The 16,216-nt window shown below is 62.2% G+C and carries 14 protein-coding genes, 4 tRNA genes and 1 pseudogene; 10 read left to right on the forward strand and 9 right to left on the reverse strand.

Translation table 11 applies throughout. The features are described from left to right. Window positions 1–165: 165 nt before the first annotated feature. Window positions 166–768, reverse strand: a pseudogene (locus ACRARG_RS20510) (MFS transporter); the annotation flags it as partial. 183 nt (window positions 769–951) lie between these two features. Here ACRARG_RS20510 and ACRARG_RS20515 point away from each other — a divergent pair. The 3 genes from ACRARG_RS20515 (at window position 952) to ACRARG_RS20525 (ending at window position 3,649) form a co-directional block, all read left to right on the forward strand. Next, on the forward strand, window positions 952–1,326 hold the full coding sequence (locus ACRARG_RS20515) for an HU family DNA-binding protein (protein WP_432691893.1): 375 nt from the start codon (window positions 952–954) through the stop codon (window positions 1,324–1,326). 79 nt (window positions 1,327–1,405) lie between these two features. Next, a tRNA-Val gene (locus tag ACRARG_RS20520) sits at window positions 1,406–1,480 on the forward strand. Window positions 1,481–1,903: 423 nt separating this feature from the next. Further along, complete coding sequence (locus ACRARG_RS20525) at window positions 1,904–3,649, forward strand: sugar phosphorylase (protein ID WP_432691962.1); 1,746 nt, start codon at window positions 1,904–1,906, stop codon at window positions 3,647–3,649. A gap of 189 nt (window positions 3,650–3,838) precedes the next feature. Here the strand turns inward: ACRARG_RS20525 and ACRARG_RS20530 are convergent, their stop codons facing one another. Together ACRARG_RS20530 and ACRARG_RS20535 are read right to left on the reverse strand one after the other, a co-directional pair. Continuing rightward, window positions 3,839–5,059, reverse strand: coding sequence for a glycosyltransferase family protein (locus ACRARG_RS20530; RefSeq protein ID WP_432691894.1), 1,221 nt, complete (start codon window positions 5,057–5,059; stop codon window positions 3,839–3,841). 10 nt (window positions 5,060–5,069) lie between these two features. After that, a complete protein-coding gene (locus ACRARG_RS20535) occupies window positions 5,070–5,855 on the reverse strand; it encodes an HAD-IIB family hydrolase (RefSeq protein WP_432691895.1) in 786 nt (261 codons plus the stop codon). Between the two features lie 46 nt (window positions 5,856–5,901). Here ACRARG_RS20535 and ACRARG_RS20540 point away from each other — a divergent pair. Then, window positions 5,902–5,977 (forward strand) — tRNA-Val (locus tag ACRARG_RS20540). Between the two features lie 200 nt (window positions 5,978–6,177). On the opposite strand, the gene ACRARG_RS20545 is transcribed toward ACRARG_RS20540, so the two are convergent. Then, entirely contained in the window at window positions 6,178–7,455 is a 1,278-nt protein-coding gene (locus tag ACRARG_RS20545; protein WP_432691896.1) for a lytic murein transglycosylase, read from the reverse strand. A 40-nt stretch (window positions 7,456–7,495) separates the two neighbouring features. Further along, the gene (locus tag ACRARG_RS20550; RefSeq protein WP_432691897.1) at window positions 7,496–8,059 is read right to left on the reverse strand and encodes an NADPH-dependent FMN reductase; all 564 of its coding nucleotides are present in this window, start codon (window positions 8,057–8,059) and stop codon (window positions 7,496–7,498) included. Window positions 8,060–8,251: 192 nt separating this feature from the next. On the opposite strand from ACRARG_RS20550, the gene ACRARG_RS20555 reads away from it, so the two are divergent. From ACRARG_RS20555 to ACRARG_RS20565, 3 genes are all read left to right on the forward strand, one after another. Further along, window positions 8,252–8,328 (forward strand) — tRNA-Asp (locus ACRARG_RS20555). A gap of 123 nt (window positions 8,329–8,451) precedes the next feature. Then, window positions 8,452–8,528 (forward strand) — tRNA-Asp (locus ACRARG_RS20560). Between the two features lie 426 nt (window positions 8,529–8,954). Then, on the forward strand, window positions 8,955–9,782 hold the full coding sequence (locus ACRARG_RS20565; protein WP_432691898.1) for a CatB-related O-acetyltransferase: 828 nt from the start codon (window positions 8,955–8,957) through the stop codon (window positions 9,780–9,782). 4 nt (window positions 9,783–9,786) lie between these two features. Here ACRARG_RS20565 and ACRARG_RS20570 read toward each other — a convergent pair whose 3' ends face one another. Next, a complete protein-coding gene (locus ACRARG_RS20570; RefSeq protein ID WP_432691899.1) occupies window positions 9,787–10,536 on the reverse strand; it encodes a hypothetical protein in 750 nt (249 codons plus the stop codon). 126 nt (window positions 10,537–10,662) lie between these two features. Here ACRARG_RS20570 and ACRARG_RS20575 point away from each other — a divergent pair, with 126 nt between their 5' ends. Then, window positions 10,663–11,514 carry a glycosyltransferase family 2 protein gene (locus ACRARG_RS20575; RefSeq protein ID WP_432691900.1) on the forward strand — a complete coding sequence of 284 codons (852 nt, stop codon included), beginning with the start codon at window positions 10,663–10,665 and terminating at the stop codon, window positions 11,512–11,514. Between the two features lie 250 nt (window positions 11,515–11,764). Here the strand turns inward: ACRARG_RS20575 and ACRARG_RS20580 are convergent, their stop codons facing one another. From ACRARG_RS20580 to ACRARG_RS20590, 3 genes are all read right to left on the reverse strand, one after another. Further along, window positions 11,765–13,138, reverse strand: coding sequence for a M20/M25/M40 family metallo-hydrolase (locus tag ACRARG_RS20580; RefSeq protein ID WP_432691901.1), 1,374 nt, complete (start codon window positions 13,136–13,138; stop codon window positions 11,765–11,767). 119 nt (window positions 13,139–13,257) lie between these two features. Then, window positions 13,258–13,788: a DUF1697 domain-containing protein gene (locus ACRARG_RS20585; protein WP_432691902.1), complete on the reverse strand. Its 531-nt coding sequence runs from the start codon at window positions 13,786–13,788 to the stop codon at window positions 13,258–13,260. Window positions 13,789–13,824: 36 nt separating this feature from the next. Beyond that, window positions 13,825–14,544, reverse strand: a complete 720-nt coding sequence (locus tag ACRARG_RS20590) for an endonuclease/exonuclease/phosphatase family protein (protein WP_432691903.1) — start codon at window positions 14,542–14,544, stop codon at window positions 13,825–13,827. Window positions 14,545–14,580: 36 nt separating this feature from the next. On the opposite strand from ACRARG_RS20590, the gene ACRARG_RS20595 reads away from it, so the two are divergent. Beyond that, window positions 14,581–15,216 (forward strand): DUF2238 domain-containing protein, encoded by a 636-nt coding sequence (locus ACRARG_RS20595; protein ID WP_432691904.1) that lies wholly within the window; start codon window positions 14,581–14,583, stop codon window positions 15,214–15,216. 53 nt (window positions 15,217–15,269) lie between these two features. Continuing rightward, entirely contained in the window at window positions 15,270–16,151 is an 882-nt protein-coding gene (locus ACRARG_RS20600) for a DMT family transporter (RefSeq protein ID WP_432691905.1), read from the forward strand. Window positions 16,152–16,216 lie beyond the last annotated feature (65 nt).

Genomic DNA, 16,216 nt, shown 5'->3' on the forward strand with positions numbered 1-16,216 from the left:
GAGCTGGAAAGCGAGGCCGAAGCCGCCCAGGCCCAGGAGCAGCATGGGCAATGTCCAGACGGTTTCGGGGAGGGCCGAGGGCAGGGCGACGACCAGCGTGGCGGCAAGCGCCACGGCGACCGGGAGGCCGAGCGCTCTGCGGTCAGCGGGTGAAACGGTCAGATCTGTCGATCTCAGCACGGGCAGGGCGAGCAGCAGGAAGGTCAGGACCAGCGGCAGGCAGGTCAGCATGGCGGCGCGCCAGCCCAGGGCTTCGGTCACATAGCCGCCGATGAGGGGGCCAAGGCCGGCCGCGAGGGCCCAAACCACCGCTTCGACCGAAAAGACGCGGGCTCTCATCTCAGGCCGGATCAGCCTTGGGATCAGGCCATAGCACAGGGCGACGATGATCCCGTCCGACAGGCCCTGGAGCAGGCGGCCCGTGGCAAAGCTGATCCCGTTGGGCGCTGCACATGTCAGAAGGACGCCGGTCAGGAAGAGGGATGTTCCAAGAATGGATGTTCTTGTCAGCCCGATCCGGCTTTGCACTTCGGCCGATATCAGCCCGCCGGAGACGACGCCCAGGTAAAAGAGGGCATATGCGGCGGGCAGCAGGGACAGATCGCCAAGTGCGGTGAAGGCCAGAGGGATTGTCGCGGCGATGGCGAGGTCATTGAAGGCATGCATGCCGATGCCGCTGGAGATCAACAGGACGGGTCCGCGCTGGCCCGGTGACAGGAGCCGCTCGGCGGGGCCGGTTGTGGCGGTGGGATAATCGGTCATTGGCATTCCTTGCTGATGAGGCAGGATGCGGGGTCAAGCCCGGTTGAGGTCAAGGAGTTATTACAGCAGAAATTCAGGTGGTTGCGGATCGGCCCGGTGATGCCCGTTCGGCGGGCTTGCGGCGACTCGCTGGCAATTCGGGGCTTTATCTGCTTTCCTGTAGCGGCGCTTCAACTGGAAGGCAGAGCCATGACAATCAAGAAAGACACGTCCGGGCAACCGGAGGATACCGGCGGGCAGGCCGAGTCAAAACCGAAATTGCAGGAGGCCGCGATTGCGGCGGCACCGGCGGTCAAGCCGACGCTCGTGACCTTGTCATCGCCCGATCCGCAGTCGGAACCATTGAAGAACAAGGAGCTGCTGGATGCTGCCGCCGAGCGGTCCGGCATCAAGCGTGGCGAGGCCAAACCTGCGATCGAGGCGGCTCTGGCGATCATCGGCGAAAGCCTGGCAGAGGGGCGGGATGTCGATCTGCCCGGTTTGGGAAAGGTAAAGATCAAGCGTGTGAAAACGCTGTCGGGCCGCCGGATCGTGGAATTGCGTCTGCGACAAAAGACGGAGTGACCTGACCGGACGCTCGCGGAATGGAAGAGCGATTCAGAGGGTTGCAATGCTTTGCAGGTGTCGATAAACGGCGCCTCACGGGTGATTAGCTCAGTGGTAGAGCGCTTCGTTCACATCGAAGATGTCAGGAGTTCGAATCTCTTATCACCCACCAAAGACTTTCGCGCAGCGAAAGTCGTCCGCCGAGAGAGATTGCGGAGCAATCGCGTCGGCCCTTCGCGCAGCGAAAGTCGTCCGCCGAGAGAGATTGCGAAGCAATCGCGTCGGCCCTTCGCGCAGCGAAAGTCGTCCGCCGAGAGAGATTGAGGAGCAATCGCGTCGGCCCTTCGCGCAGCGAAAGTCGTCCGCCGAGAGAGATTGCGGAGCAATCGCGTCGGCCTTTCACGCGCAGCGAAAGTCGTCCGCCGAGAGAGATTGCGGAGCAATCGCGTGCAAAGGGCGCCTGCGCGGCGGTCAAAGCCGGCGCCGAATATTGCCGCAACCCCGGCCCACATCGAACTGACGGGGACTGGGTTTGGCACTGGGGCTTGTCCTTCGCCCACCGATCTGGAAAGTGAAAGAAAAGCTCCGGGATACGATGCAAGAGTTCGACGCCACCTTTCGCGCCCGCCTGATGACTCTGATCGGGCAAATTTATCCCGATGCCGACGCATCGGCGCTGGCCGTCAGCATAACGGAGACCTTCTGGCCGGAAGGAACACAGCATCGCCGCAGAGGCAGAGTTCCCGGCAACCGGCAATGGTCCGAACGCGATGCCATGGTGATCACCTACGGCAACTCTATCGTGGACGGGCAGCATAAACCATTGGATCTGCTTCGTGATTTCCTGCACCGCGAGATGGCGGGCGTGGTCAATGGCGTGCATATCCTGCCCTTCTTTCCCTATACCTCCGACGACGGGTTTGCCGTGACGGATTACCGGGCAGTGAACCCGGTGCTGGGCGACTGGGCCGATATCCGGCGGATCGGGTCGGAATTCCTGTTGATGTCCGATCTGGTGCTGAATCACGTGTCGTCGCAATCGACATGGTTCAACGAATATCTTCAGGGGCATGAACCCTATGACGGGTTCTTTTTTGAGGCCACGCCGGAGGATGATCTGTCGGACGTGGTGCGCCCCCGGACCCATCCGCTGCTGCGGGAGGTGGAGACCTCGCGCGGGGTGCGGCATGTCTGGTGCACCTTCTCGCATGACCAGATCGATCTGGACTTCCGCAATCCGGAGGTGCTGCTGGAATTCCTGCGGGTGATGCGGCTGCATATCGACAATGGCGTGCGGATTCTGCGGCTGGATGCCGTGGCCTTCATCTGGAAGGAGATCGGGACCAAGTCGATCCATATGCCGCAGACCCATGCGATCGTGCGGCTGATGCGGCTCTTGGCGGATTTCGCGTCGGAACCGCTCATTCTGCTGACCGAGACCAATGTGCCGAACCAGGAGAACCTGAGCTATTTCGGCAATAGGAACGAGGCGCATGCGGTCTACAACTTCACCCTGCCGCCGCTGGTGCTGCATGCGATGATGGCGGGAACGGCGAAGAACCTGATCCGCTGGCAGGGCTCCATGCCGCCGGCGCAGCTGGGCTGTGCCTATCTGAACTTTACCGCCTCCCATGACGGGATCGGGATGCGGCCGGCCGAGGGGATCCTGAACCCCGAGGAGACCGCGCAGGTGATCGAGACTGTCCGGTCTCTGGGCGGTCGGGTGTCGATGCGGGCGCTGCCGGGCGGGGGCGAGTCGCCTTATGAGCTGAACATAACCTGGTTCAGCGCGATGAAGGGGACCTTTGCCGGAGAGGACGGGTATCAGATCCCCCGGTTTCTGACCTCACAGACGCTGGTGATGGCGCTGGAAGGGATCCCGGCGTTCTACATTCATTCGCTGGTGGCCACGTCGAACGACCTCGAAGGTGTGGAAAAGAGCGGGCACAACCGGGCGATCAACCGTCATCGCTGGGATTACGGGGAATTGCAGGCGCATCTGTCCGATCCGCAAAACGACCATGCGATCGTTCTGGAAGAGATGAAGCGGAGGATCGACATCCGCCGGCGGCAGCGCGGCTTCCATCCGAACGCCACGCAGTTCACCCTGCAGCTGGATCATCGCATCTTTGGCCTCTGGCGTCAGAGCCTCGACAGGGATCAGTCGATCTTTGCGCTGCACAATGTCTCTGCCGACGAGGTGGAGATCGAGCCGTTTGCGATCAACCTGATTGAGGGCGAGGACTGGGTGGACCTCTTGTCCGGCGAGGAGATCGACCCGGCCGATCCGGCGATCCGCTTTGCCCCCTATCAGTGCCGCTGGATCACCAACCGCGCCTGATCCAAATGCGCGCCTGCGGCGCGTTCGATTTTATTTTGCTCAGGCCGCAAGGGCCCTGGAGGGCGCTGCCCTCCAGACCTCCCGGGATATTTCCAGCAGGAAAATCTATTTTTCTTGCCCCAAATATCCTGGGGGGGAGTCTCGCAGAGACGGGGGGCAAAGCCCCCCTCCCGCCGCCTGAGCCAAGGCTCAGGCATAATCTTTGAGATCGGCGGCAACAGCTCTCAGCATATCCGTCATAAGACCGGGATCGGCCGCGTGAACGCGGCTCCAGGTGGGAATGAACGGCGTCTCAGACGGGTTTTCGAGGAAGATGCGCCCCGCTTCCATGATGTTCTCGGCAAAGAGTTCGGCTGTTCTTTCTTCGGTATGCCGGTCCACGGCGAGGCCATTCATGGTGGCGTCGTTGTAATAGGCCTCAAGCAGATCGAGTGCGGAGCGATAATAGGTTGCCTTGAGCGTCCGGAAGACCTCTTCGTTGAAGACGGTGCCATCGGCGGCGAGCTTGCGGAAGACCGCTTTGCAGATGTCGATGGACATGCGCGAGAGACCGGTGGTCTTGTCTTCTTCGGACAGGTCCTGATGCTTGTGGTCGTAATGGTCCGCGATCTCTACCTGGCAGACGGATTTTGGTGCCAGATTGCGCCAGGCCTCTGACAGTACGCCGATTTCCAGGCCCCAGTCAGAGGGGATTCTCAGGTTGCCCAGAATGGATGTTCTCATCGCAAATTCGCCGGAGAGCGCATAGCGGAAGGCGCGGAGGAAATCGATGTAGTCGCGGTCACCGATCACGCGTTTCAGGGCGATCAGAAGTGGCGACACCAGCATTCTGGACACGCGTCCATTGATTTTGCCCTGGCCGACACGCGCGTAATATCCCTTTGCAACCTGGTAGGGGAAATTGGGATTGGCGACGGGATAGACCAGACGGGCGAGCATCTCTTTTTCATAGGTGACGATGTCGCAGTCGTGGATGGCCACGACTTCCGTATCGGCGCAGGCCAGAAGGAATCCGATGCAACCCCAGACATTCTTGCCTTTGCCGGGTTCCGTCGGGGCGAGCCCAAGATCGAGCAGGCGGGATTCGATCTCTTTCATGCGGGGGCTGTCGTTCCAGATCACCACATGGTTTTGCGGCAGGACCGAGAAGAATTCCCTGGCGTGGCGATATTGGGCCTCGTCTGCGCGGTCCAGGCCGATGACGATCCGGTGGAGGTAGGGCACATCCGCCAGTTCCTTGAGGATATTGGGCAGGGCGTCGCCTTCCAGTTCGGAATAAAGCGATGGCAGAATCAGGCTGATTTTCCGGGTGGTGGCGAAGCTGACCAGTTCGCGGGTCAGATCGTCATTCGACATCGTCCGCAGGTTATGAAGCGTCGCGATATTGCCATTCTGGTGAAAATCCGACACTTGCTGGCTCCTAATCCTGTGATGTCAGTGTTGAAACTAGTCTGAGGATCATCTCGTTCCAACCGGTTGGGCCAGTATTTTCGCTGCGACGGATACGCCCATCCCGTTCGCCGGCCAGCCGGGGCAGGTCATTGCCGTCGGGGTTGGTGATGATGACGCCGTGATCGGCATGTTCCAGCATTTCGACATCATTGGGCGCATCGCCCAGGGCGATCGAGGTCGGGTTGCCGTAGGGGGCGGCGATTTCATCCATGCGATCCGCCTTGGTGCCGCCGAAGGACAGGGTCAGGAACCGCCCGCCGCGCCGCGCGGTGACGCCCAGGTCCGACAGGCAGGAGACAAAGGCGTCGAGGTCTTCGCGGCTGCTGTCGAAGAGCCCCGGTTCGGAAAAGGCGCGTTTGCGGGCGAGGATCGCCTGGGGGCCGGGCAGGCCGGTGATCCTGGCCACGTCATCATCGCTGAGATCGCCGAAGCCGCGGAACCCGGCGCGCAGAGCCTGCGGCACCTTGTCCAGCGTGGCGCGCAGTCTGGCATAGCTGTCGCCGGTCTGGTCGGCATCGGCATGGGGCGGCAGGATGCCGGCGCCGTTTTCGACGATGGCGGGGCAGGCGGACAGGCGCATCTCGCTGCGCAGGGGGGCAATCTCCGCGGCGGTCTTGGAGGATGCCAGTATGACGGGCACCTGCATCGCCCGCAGCCGGGACAGGGCGGGAAGCGCGGGGGCCCAGGAATAATCGTGGTGATCCAGCAACGTTCCGTCGAGATCGGTGAAGACGATCAGGGAGGGTGCTTTCATATGGGTCTTGCCTGTCCTGCCCCGGGTTTGCTATGGCGTCCCGCACGGGTGATTAGCTCAGTTGGTAGAGCGCTTCGTTTACACCGAAGATGTCGGGAGTTCGAGTCTCTCATCACCCACCAAAGACTTTCGCGCAGCGAAAGTCGTTCGCCGAAAGCGATTGCCCCGCAATCGCGTAGGCGCACCTTAAGCGCAGCGAAAGTCGTCTGCCGAAAGCGATTGCCCCGCAATCGCGCAGGCGTTTCTAGAGCGCAGCGAAAGCCGTCCTCCGAAAGTCATGGCGCGGCGAACGCGCAGGCGCTCGGAAAACCCATTCATGCCGTCACCGGATGCGGCGTTCCATACCTGCCTCCGGGAAACAGGTCTCTGCCAGGCCCGCGCTGGCCTGCCACCGGCCGATGGAGCGGCGGGTCTTGAAGCCGGGCAGGCCGTCGACACCGCCGACGTCATGGCCCTTTGCTTCAAGCCGGCGCTGGATGTCGGCGATGCCGGCGCGGCTCATCTTGCCAACATCGCGCCAGGGAGCCGCAAAATCGCCGGAGCCATACTGGATCCGGTCGCCGACATGACCGACGAAGAGCGCGTAGAGATCGCTCATGTTGTAATCCTTGAGAACGTAGAAATTGGGCGTGACCAGAAAGGCCGGGCCCTTGCGTCCTGCGGGCATCATGAGAAACCCCTGACCGCGCTGCTCATGCTGGGGAAAGGGGCGCCCGGAGGTGCGGCGAATCCCCAGTTTCTCCCAGTCGGAGATGCGGCGGCCCTGATCGGGGCCCTCCAGCGCGCAGGAGACCGTATCCGGCACCGTGACCTCGAACCCCCAGTCGCGGCCGGCGACCCATCCGTGCTGCCCCAGATAGCGGGCGATGGAGGCGATCGTGTCGACCTCTGACCGCCAGATATCGGCGCGCCCGTCGCCATCGCCATCTGCGGCATAGCGCAGAAAGCTGGAGGGCATGAACTGGGGCTGGCCCAGGGCGCCGGCCCAGCTGGATTTCATGGCGCTTTCCGGGGCGTGTCCGGCCTGAGCGATCCGGAGGGCGGCGATCAGTTCTTCTGTGAAATAGGAGGCGCGGGTGGACATGAACCCCTGTGTGCCCAGAATCTCAAACACGTCATGGGGGATGGCGGCGCGGCCATAGGCGCTTTCCCGGCCCCAGATGGCCAGGATGATCCGGCCGGGCACACCTGTGGCCTGTTCGGCACGGGCCAGCGCCGTGGCATGGCGTCTGGCCATCTGGCGGCCGGTGGCGGTGGCGCCGGACAGGTTTGCGGGGGCGAAATAGCGCGCGGGGGCGCCAAATTCGGATTGCCGTTGCTTGCCGGGCTTTGCCGTGGTGCCCGGCGGGACCAGATCGGGCAGGTCCCAGTTCAGGCGGGCGTTACGGAAGGCCCCATCGAATATGCTGCGGGAGACGCCCTGACCCCGGGCCGCCGGCCAGATCACCTGTTCGAGCCATGTTCGGTACTGCGCCTCTATCGCGGCCCGGTCGAGGGCGCGAAGCGGGCCGGGAAAACAGGCAAGGCAGGCAATGGTGAGGGCGAGGATCAGGGCGAGGCGCGTCAAGGCAGGCTCCGGCGCGGGGATGGTCGCGCCCATCTTAGCCCCGCGCCGGTGCTCTGGCCACCGGCCAGACGGATCAGCTGCGCACGGTTTTCAATGCCGGCGCAAGCTTGGCCAGCTCTGTCAGCATGATCTGGGCGCCTTCGGACATCTTCTCGTTCGGGGTAAAGACACCGTCCTGCACGAACTCCGGATAGAAGGGGAGCGGGACAGATTGCGGGATCGGCATCATGCCAAGATTTACGGCAAGTTTCCGAAGTTCTTCCGCCCCGCGCATCCCGCCGGAGACACCGCCATAGCTGACCACGCCCGCCGGTTTGTAGCGCCATTCATGAACGAGGCACTGAATGGCGTTCACGATCGAGGCGGGAGGGAAATAGTCGTATTCCGGCGTCACGAAGATAAAGGCATCTGCCGGGGCGATGGTGTCGCTCCATGCTTTGGTATGGTCGTGCTGGTAGTCCTGCATGCCCGGGTGGTTGGGTTCGTCCAGAAGCGGCAGGTTCATTGCGGCAAGATCAACCTCTGACACGTCGAACGACCCATGTGCTCTGGCCGTCTTGGCAACCCAGTCGGCAATGACGGGCCCGGCACGGCCCGGACGGGTCGAGGCGGTGATAACGAGCAGATTCGTGGACATGGCGGATTCCTTTTTTCGTCTTCCGGCCCGGCGGCCGGGGGATTTTCGATGAGAATCAGACCTAGTTCGCAGGTGCAGCATCGACAATGGACCGGGATGTAGGGCTGTCCCTGCATTTCCGCACGAAAAGGCGTGCAATTGACGCTTGACGCCATGAGCCTGGGTGCATAGAACCCGCGCCACGGCAGATGCGCGGTTGTAGCTCAGTTGGTTAGAGTACCGGCCTGTCACGCCGGGGGTCGCGGGTTCGAGCCCCGTCAACCGCGCCACTGCCGTCATTCAAAAGCGCCCTCCGGGGCGCTTTTGTCGTTTCATGGGCAGGCACGCGATGCAGAAGGCTACGATTTTGGCTTGACCGGATCGTGGCGCATCGCCTATTCCGCCCCTCACGCGCGGTTGTAGCTCAGTTGGTTAGAGTACCGGCCTGTCACGCCGGGGGTCGCGGGTTCGAGCCCCGTCAACCGCGCCACACTTTCCTCAGGAAAGTGACCGACCTTGCAAAGATCAGAGCGTAGCGGCTGCGGTTTTATGAAACCGCGAGCGCGAGCGCGGTCGCGGTTTGGAATTTGCCCTCTCTTGTGCGCCATTCTCGCCTTGGCAGGCCAATTCGATGTTTCCGTTACGGAAGCTTGAGGATGGGGGGCTGGTTGCAGGCAGAACGGAGTGTCCGCCCGGTGCGCTAGCCGGGGTAAATTGTGATTATCTCCTTTTATTCAAGGAGCTATATCGAAATCGCGAAATGTGCATGCACGACATTTCTTTCGTTGCACGCAATGGCGGCATTGCTCGGATCCACGCAACCTTAAAGGGATTTTTGATAAATTTTCCGTAGTTTGGCCACAATGTGGGACCAACATGGGATCAACGATAACAACAAGAAGATCCCGGATACGAGATGAAAAGCTTTGCTCGTGTTGAGGTTACCGATCACGTCCACGCCGTCCTTGAATCGCTGGATATTTTTCAGAAACGCGTGGGATTGCGGGGCAGGACGCCCGTGCATCGCTACCCGCGTCGCTGGCGCAACGGTCAAATCCTGCAGGTGCGCCCCGGCACGGTCGTAGAACCCTATTGCACCATTGCCGAAGGCAGCGCGATTCCCTCCATTGGATCGTTTTCGGAACTTGCGTCGGCATTCCCCGCCAATGCGCGGATCGGCCGGTTCTGTTCCGTTGGAACGGGCGTTACGTTTACCGGCTTTCGTCACCCGATTGAGGCGGCCTCGTCGTCATCGGCGTTCTTTAATTCCGGTCGCGAGTTGTTCTACGCCTATGCCGACCGTCGCGAAGAGGTGACGGGCCAACGACCGTCCCTGCGTCAGGTTCCGGCCTGCCCGCAACCCCAGCGAGACCCGATTACCCTGGGCCATGACGTCTGGATCGGCGATAATGCCGTTCTTCGTGGCGGGATTTCGATCGGGGACGGGGCCGTCATCGCCAGCGGAACGGTGGTCACAAAGGATGTCGCGCCCTATACGATTGTCGGCGGTAATCCGGCACGGATCATCCGCAAACGTTTCCCGGACGAGCTGTGCGCCGCTCTTCAGGAAAGCCGCTGGTGGGAGATCGAGATGGCGGATTTGCTGAACCTTCCCATGCACGATCCCGAAGCCCTGGTGACAGCCATTGCGCAGCAGCGGAACAACCTGCGGCTGGCCTATTCAGAAAGAACACCGCTTCTGGTTCACCTTCGGGGAGATATGCAGCGGATCGCTGCGGAATAGACCGTCAGTAGTCGTAGCCCAGCTGAGCCTCCAGCGGCAGATCAAGCTGCGTCTTCATGAAGGCGATGTCCTCCGGTGCCATCTCCGAAGGGGTCTCGGGGCGCGTGGACCCGATCTTGTGCCGGGTTCCCATCCGCCGTTTCACCAGCTTCAGATCGTCGTGCTTTCGGATAAGATCGAAGGCCCGGCACAGATGCTGAAGCGCGCTTTCAGGGTCGTTCAGAAAGCTTTCCATTCTGACAACCATGACGTCGCCCCCCCGGCGCAGCATCGACAGATGCCCCTCCAGCTTGGCCCGGCGCAGCGCGAAGAGGTTATCGAAGGGGCGGCCGGTGAGGGGGTGCCGGTCGAACTGGAGATCGGCGCCTTGGGCCTTCAGCTCCGGATGGATTGTCTCGAAATCGGTCACCCGGTCGACAATACCGCGCCAGGGTGTGCGGATGAACTCCGCAAAGCCAAGCCGGTGCATCTCGGGATGGGCGTGCCAGGGGCGGTCATGCATCGACAGGGCCCAGTTGCGCGCATCGCGGATACAGACAACCGTCAGCAGATTGTCAGGGACAGCGATCATATGGGGAAACCCGTGTTTCCAGCCAAGCGCCTCGGTCCGGAAGGTGCGGACATTCTTGTCGATCAGCTTGCGGACGACATTTGTTCCCGAGCCGCGTTCGCCCAGGACCTGATACATCTCTGGCGCGGCCTGATTGACGCGATGGATATGAATGCCGGTTTCGGCAAAAGACTGCGGCAGCATGTGGCTCTCCTTGCCCGCATTTAGGTGGCTCTCGGGGCGGGAAACAAGTTACAAAGCGGAAAGGGCCAGGAAAGCGCCCGGATATAAGAGGCCCGTTCGATGCAATCCACAGCCTGTGCCGTTACTATGGTCCGTGACGATGAATTTTTTCTTCGCATCTGGCTGGACTATTATGGCGGGCTGCTGGGGCTGGAAAATTGCTATGTCATCAACCACGGCCGCGGACGGTCAGTGGCAGAGATGGCAGCAGGGGCCAATGTGATCGGCATTCCCGGCGATCCGCATAAAAATTTCGATGCAAAGCGCTGGAAACTGCTGAACGGGGTCGTGGCGGGGCTGCGATCCTACTACAAGCATGTGATCGTGGGGGATGTGGACGAACTGGTCGTTCTGGATCCGGAAGCCGGCAAGAGCCTGCTGCAGTTTCTCGAGGATCGGCGCGGCAACCGGGTGTTTACGCCGCTGGGGCTGGAGGTGATCCACCGGATCGATATCGAACATGCTCCGATCCGTGACCGGGTGCTGGGCCCGCGCCGGCATGTGCGGCTGGCGCCGCATTATTCGAAACCCTGTGTCACCTCCGTTCCCGCCAAGATCGCGCGCGGGGGGCATTTTACGGAGTTTCCGGAGCTGATCACGCCCGACAATCTCTACCTTTTCCACCTGAAATTCTGCGATTTCCCGGCCTATGCAGAGGCGATGGACCGGCGCAATGCCGTGACGGCCGCCGTGGAGGCCGACAGGATATCCGATGTCTCCATCGGTCGGCACTGGTTTGCCGATGCCCGGGGCGACGACAGGGCGCTTTTCGAAAGCTTTGCCGATCTCCCCCTGCAGGAGGGGTTCGAGATGAAACCCTTCCGCAAGGCCATGCACAACAGCTGGGGTAAGCGCGGAGACACCGGATACTACGAATTTGACCGCGAGGACCAGCCTGTGCAATTTCAATTGCCGGAGCGGTTTGACGGGATGTTCTGAGGAACTTTTCGGACCGCACTGCGCGTTGCATACATGAGCGCCTGCGGCGCATTCGATTTTATTTTGCTCAGGCCGCAAAGGCCCTGGAGGGCGCTGCCCTCCAGACCTCCCGGGATTTTTCCAGCAGGAAAATCTCTTTTTCTTGCCCTAAATATCCTGGGGGGAGTCTCGAAGAGACGGGGGGCAAAGCCCCCCCTCCCGCCGCCTGAGCTGCAGCTCAGGCAACTCATATCAGACAGCCAACAAAGATTTATCCAGACAGGGCGTCGAGGACCCGGGCCCAGGAGCGGATACCTTTGTGGAAACTCTCCATATCGTATTTTTCATTTGGCGAGTGAATCTGATCATTGTCTTTGCCAAATCCGATCAGCATGGCATCGGTGCCGAGGATGGTCTTGAAATAGCCCGCGATGGGAATGGAACCGCCGCAGCCGATATAGGCGGCCGTATCGGGCCATTCGTCGGACAGGGCCTGGCGGGCGGCCTCAAAAGCCGGATCGCCTGTTTCCATCTGGCCGGCGGCGCTTGCACCGTGGCCGTGGAATTCTACCGTGCAGTCCTCGGGCAGCTGGTCTTCCACCATTTTGCGGAAGTTTTCGCGGATTTTCAGAGGGTCCTGCTGGCCGACCAGCCGGAAGGAGATCTTGGCAGAGGCTTTGGACGGCAGCACTGTCTTGAAGCCTTTGCCGGTATAGCCGCCCCAGATGCCATTGACCTCGCAGGTGGGGCGGGACCAGATCATCTCCAGCGGGGATCGGTTCTGTTCGCCCGCCGGGGCGGAGAGGCCGACATCGCCAAGGAACCCTTTGCTGTCGAAATTCAGCCCGTCCCACTGAGCCTTGAGCGCATTGGAGATTTCCGGCACGCCCTCGTAGAAATCGGGGATCGTGATCCGGCCCGTCGCGTCGTGTAGTCCGGCGATGATGCGCGACAGGACCCGGATCGGGTTCATGGCGATGCCGCCGTACATGCCGGAATGCAGATCCTTGGAGGGGCCGGTGATCGTCAGCTCTTCGCCGAGGAGGCCTCGCAGCATGGTGGTGATGGCGGGCACACGGCTTTCGAAGAGGCCGGTGTCGCAGATCAGCGCGATATCGGTTTTCAGTTCCTCGGCATTCTCCTTCATGAAGGGCACGAGGGAGGGGGAGCCCGATTCCTCCTCGCCTTCGAAGAAGAAGGTGATCTTGCAGGGCAGTTTGCCATTCTCCGCGATCCAGGCACGGCAGGCTTCGACAAAGGTCATCAGCTGGCCCTTGTCATCGGCCGCGCCGCGACCGCGGATGACCTGACCCTTGTCTGTCTCCTGCAGTTCGGGATCGAAAGGATCGCGGTCCCAGAGATCGAGCGGATCGACGGGCTGCACGTCATAATGGCCGTAGAAGAGCAGATGCGGCGCGCCCTCGCCAATATGGCCCACGACCATCGGGTGGCCCGGGGTGGGGCGCTTTTCGATCTTGGCGCCCAGGGATGTCAAATCTGCGACCAGCCAGTCGGCGGCGCGGTCGCAATCGGCTTTGAACTCCGGATCGGTGGAGATTGAGGGAATGCGCAGAAGGTCGAGGAGGCGATCGGTGGCAGCGGGCAGGTCGCTGTCGATGCGCGAGAGGACGGCGTCGAGAGACATGGATAAGCTCCTTGTTTTGCCGGACCCTAGCACCGGGGTGATGGGAGTCCAGTCAACGCAGTGTTTCGGGCCGCGCACAGGCGCTGTGGCAGGATCCGAGGGACGGGATCGCCGTGGTTTCAGGCGAGATCCAGCACGGCGCGGAGCGTGTTGAGGTTGCGGGCCGTGGTCACGCCGCTGATCGCCGCGGGGATTTTCTGTGCGATTTTCGATTTGCCAATGCCTCTGGGGGGCCAGTGATAGAGGCATCCGTCGCCCGGCGCGATCTCCTCGCCATCGTAGGCGTTGGTTCTGATGGCTGTCAGGCGGGTCATATCCACCGTGCCGTCAAAGAGGTGGAAGGTCATGAATTTGGGCTCCGCCGCCTGTGGAAAGGGATTGGCCGCGATGACGTTACGCAAGGCCTCTGCCGTCAGGGCCAGCGCGGGCGGGCGGTGGCCGAATTCTGCTGCGATCAGGTCGGAGGTCCAGTCAGCCAGGTTTCGGGCGTTGTCCAGATCATGGGTGAAGACGAGGTTGCCGGACTGGATATAGGTGGCGACATCCTGTGCGCCTGCCGTCTCCAACGCGGATTTCAACGGTTTCATGGGCAGTTTGCCGTGCCCGCCGACATTTACCCCACGAAGAAGAACGATCCATCTCATACTCATGACCCAGTTTGGAACGCCTCCGGGTTAGCAGGAAGTTCAGGCGCCGTCACGCCGGGCAAGCCGGACCACCAGCGGCAGGTGGTCAGAGGCGATACGGGCGGGCTGGGCGATATGGGCGCGGGGCGGTTCCGCGACCGTCAGATCGGCGCTGAGCGCGATCCGGTCGAGGCGACCGATGGGCCGGGGGGCAGGATAGGTGGGCGGCGTCGGCACCAGCCTCAGGGGGGCGATCTCATGTTCGATCACGCGGGGCGCGCCCCATTCGTTGAAATCGCCGGTGATGACCGTGGGCGCGGGCGGCAGCAGGGCCAGCGCGCGCCGGATCGCGGCCAGTTGTAACAGGCGGTAGCGCCGGATCAGGCCCAGATGGACGCCGATGACGCGCAGGGGACCAAGCGGGGTGTCGAGCTCTGCCCGGATGGCGCCGCGCGGCTCCAGCCCCGGCAGCTCGATCCGGTGGGTGGAGCGGGCGGTGACGCCGGGGCGGGCAATCATCGCATTGCCGTGCCAGCCGAGCGAAGGACCGCCTGCGCTGACAGGGCTGAAGGGCAGGATGTGCCAGCCATCGCTTTCCACCATGTCATGCAGCAGGGCGGCCGGACGCGGCGGCAGGCGTTTGTCGACCTCCTGCAGCACGGCCAGCTCTGCGCCGGTTGCCGCAAGAACCTGCAGGGAGCGCTGCGGATTGCGTTGCAGGTCCAGACCCACACATTTCTGCAGGTTCCAGCTTGTCAGGGTGAGGATGGGTGCTTTCATTGGGGGTGTCATGACCTTTCAGGAGATAAGACACCGATGTTGCGCGAACAGTCCATCCTGACCCGGCTGATCTGGGCCGCGCTTCTGCTGGCTGCCGTCGAAGCGCTCATTACCGAGCGGTTTTCGCTGGCCTTCATCGCGCTGATGACGCTGGGGCTGTCGATGGCCCCGGCCTTTGTCGCCCGCTGGGCCGAGGTGGTGGTGCCGCCGGGGTTTTACGCGGCCGTGGTCATGTTTGTCGGCGGCACGATCTTTCTGGGCGAGGTCTTTGATTTCTATAACAGATACTGGTGGTGGGACATCCTGATGCATGGCGGTTCGGCTGTGGGGTTCGGGCTGATCGGCTTTGTGCTGGTCTTCATGATGTTCCAGGGCGACAAATACGCGGCACCCCCCTGGGCGATCAGTTTCTTTGCCTTCTGTTTTGCCGTGGCCATTGGCGCGATATGGGAGATTTTCGAGTTCACGATGGATCAGACCTTTGGCACCAATATGCAGAAATCGGGCCTGATGGACACGATGGGCGATCTGATCGTGGACTGCGTGGGCGCCGTGCTGGGGGCGGGCGTGGGCTTTGCCTATCTTAAGGGGCAGCAGCTGGGCGGGCTGACCGCAACGATCGAATATTTCGTTTCGCGCAATCCCCGGTTCTTTTCCAAGCGGCGCAAATAGGCGTTGACCCCGGGCGGGCGCCCGGGGCTCATGGCGTCCGGGAGAAGGACTTCATGAGAAAAGACGCGCTTGACCTGCCGGGAGTGCTGGGGCTTTTGGCGATTACGCTGATCCTTGCGGGCAGCCAGATCGTCATGAAGCTGACGAATGAGGCGCTGTCGCCTGTGGCTCAGGCGGCGGTACGGTCGGTTCTGGCGCTGGTGCTGGTGGGGGGCTGGGTGCTGGTGCGGCGGATCGATCTGGGCGATCTGCGGCGGCAGCTCTGGCCGGGGGTGCTTCTGGGTGTGCTTTTTACCGTCGAATTTATCGGGATTTATACCGCGCTGGATCTGACGACGGTCTCGCGCGCCTCGATCATCTTCTACACCATGCCGATGCATCTGGCGCTGGCGGCGCATTTCCTGATCCCCGGAGAGCGGCTGACGGGCAAAAAGCTTCTGGGGCTGGTCTGCGCCTTTCTGGGCGTGGCGGTGGTGGTGATGGACCGGGGCGGCGGTCAGGCGAGCCTGGCGGGCGATCTGCTGGCCTGGCTGGCGGCAATCGGCTGGGCGGGGATCGCGCTGACGGTGCGGGTGACGCGGATGTCAGAGGCACCGCCCGAGGCGCATCTGCTTTGGCAGCTTGGGCTGTCGGCGGTGTTGCTGACGGTGGCGGCTCCGTTTTTCGGGGAGATGGTGCGGGAGTTTCGTCCGGTGCATCTGTGGCTGGTGGCCTATCAGGTGGTGCTGGTGGCCGGGGTCAGCTTTCTGTTCTGGTTCCGGCTGCTGAAGGTCTATCCGGCCTCCTCCATCGCCAGTTTCGCATTTCTGACGCCGGGGCTGTCGGTGACCTTGGCCTGGCTGGTCTTGGGCGAGGTGCTGCACTGGAACGTGCTGGCGGGGCTGGCGCTTGTGTCGCTGGGGATCGTGCTGATCAACCGGCGGGTCGGTGTCTGAGGGCGGAGCGGGGGCTGCCTGCCCCCGCGCGGCTGCGCCGCCGCCCCCGGGAGTATTTCTGCCAA

The organism is Pseudooceanicola profundi (assembly GCF_050897955.1).
In the GTDB taxonomy this organism is placed as follows: Bacteria; Pseudomonadota; Alphaproteobacteria; order Rhodobacterales; family Rhodobacteraceae; genus Pseudooceanicola.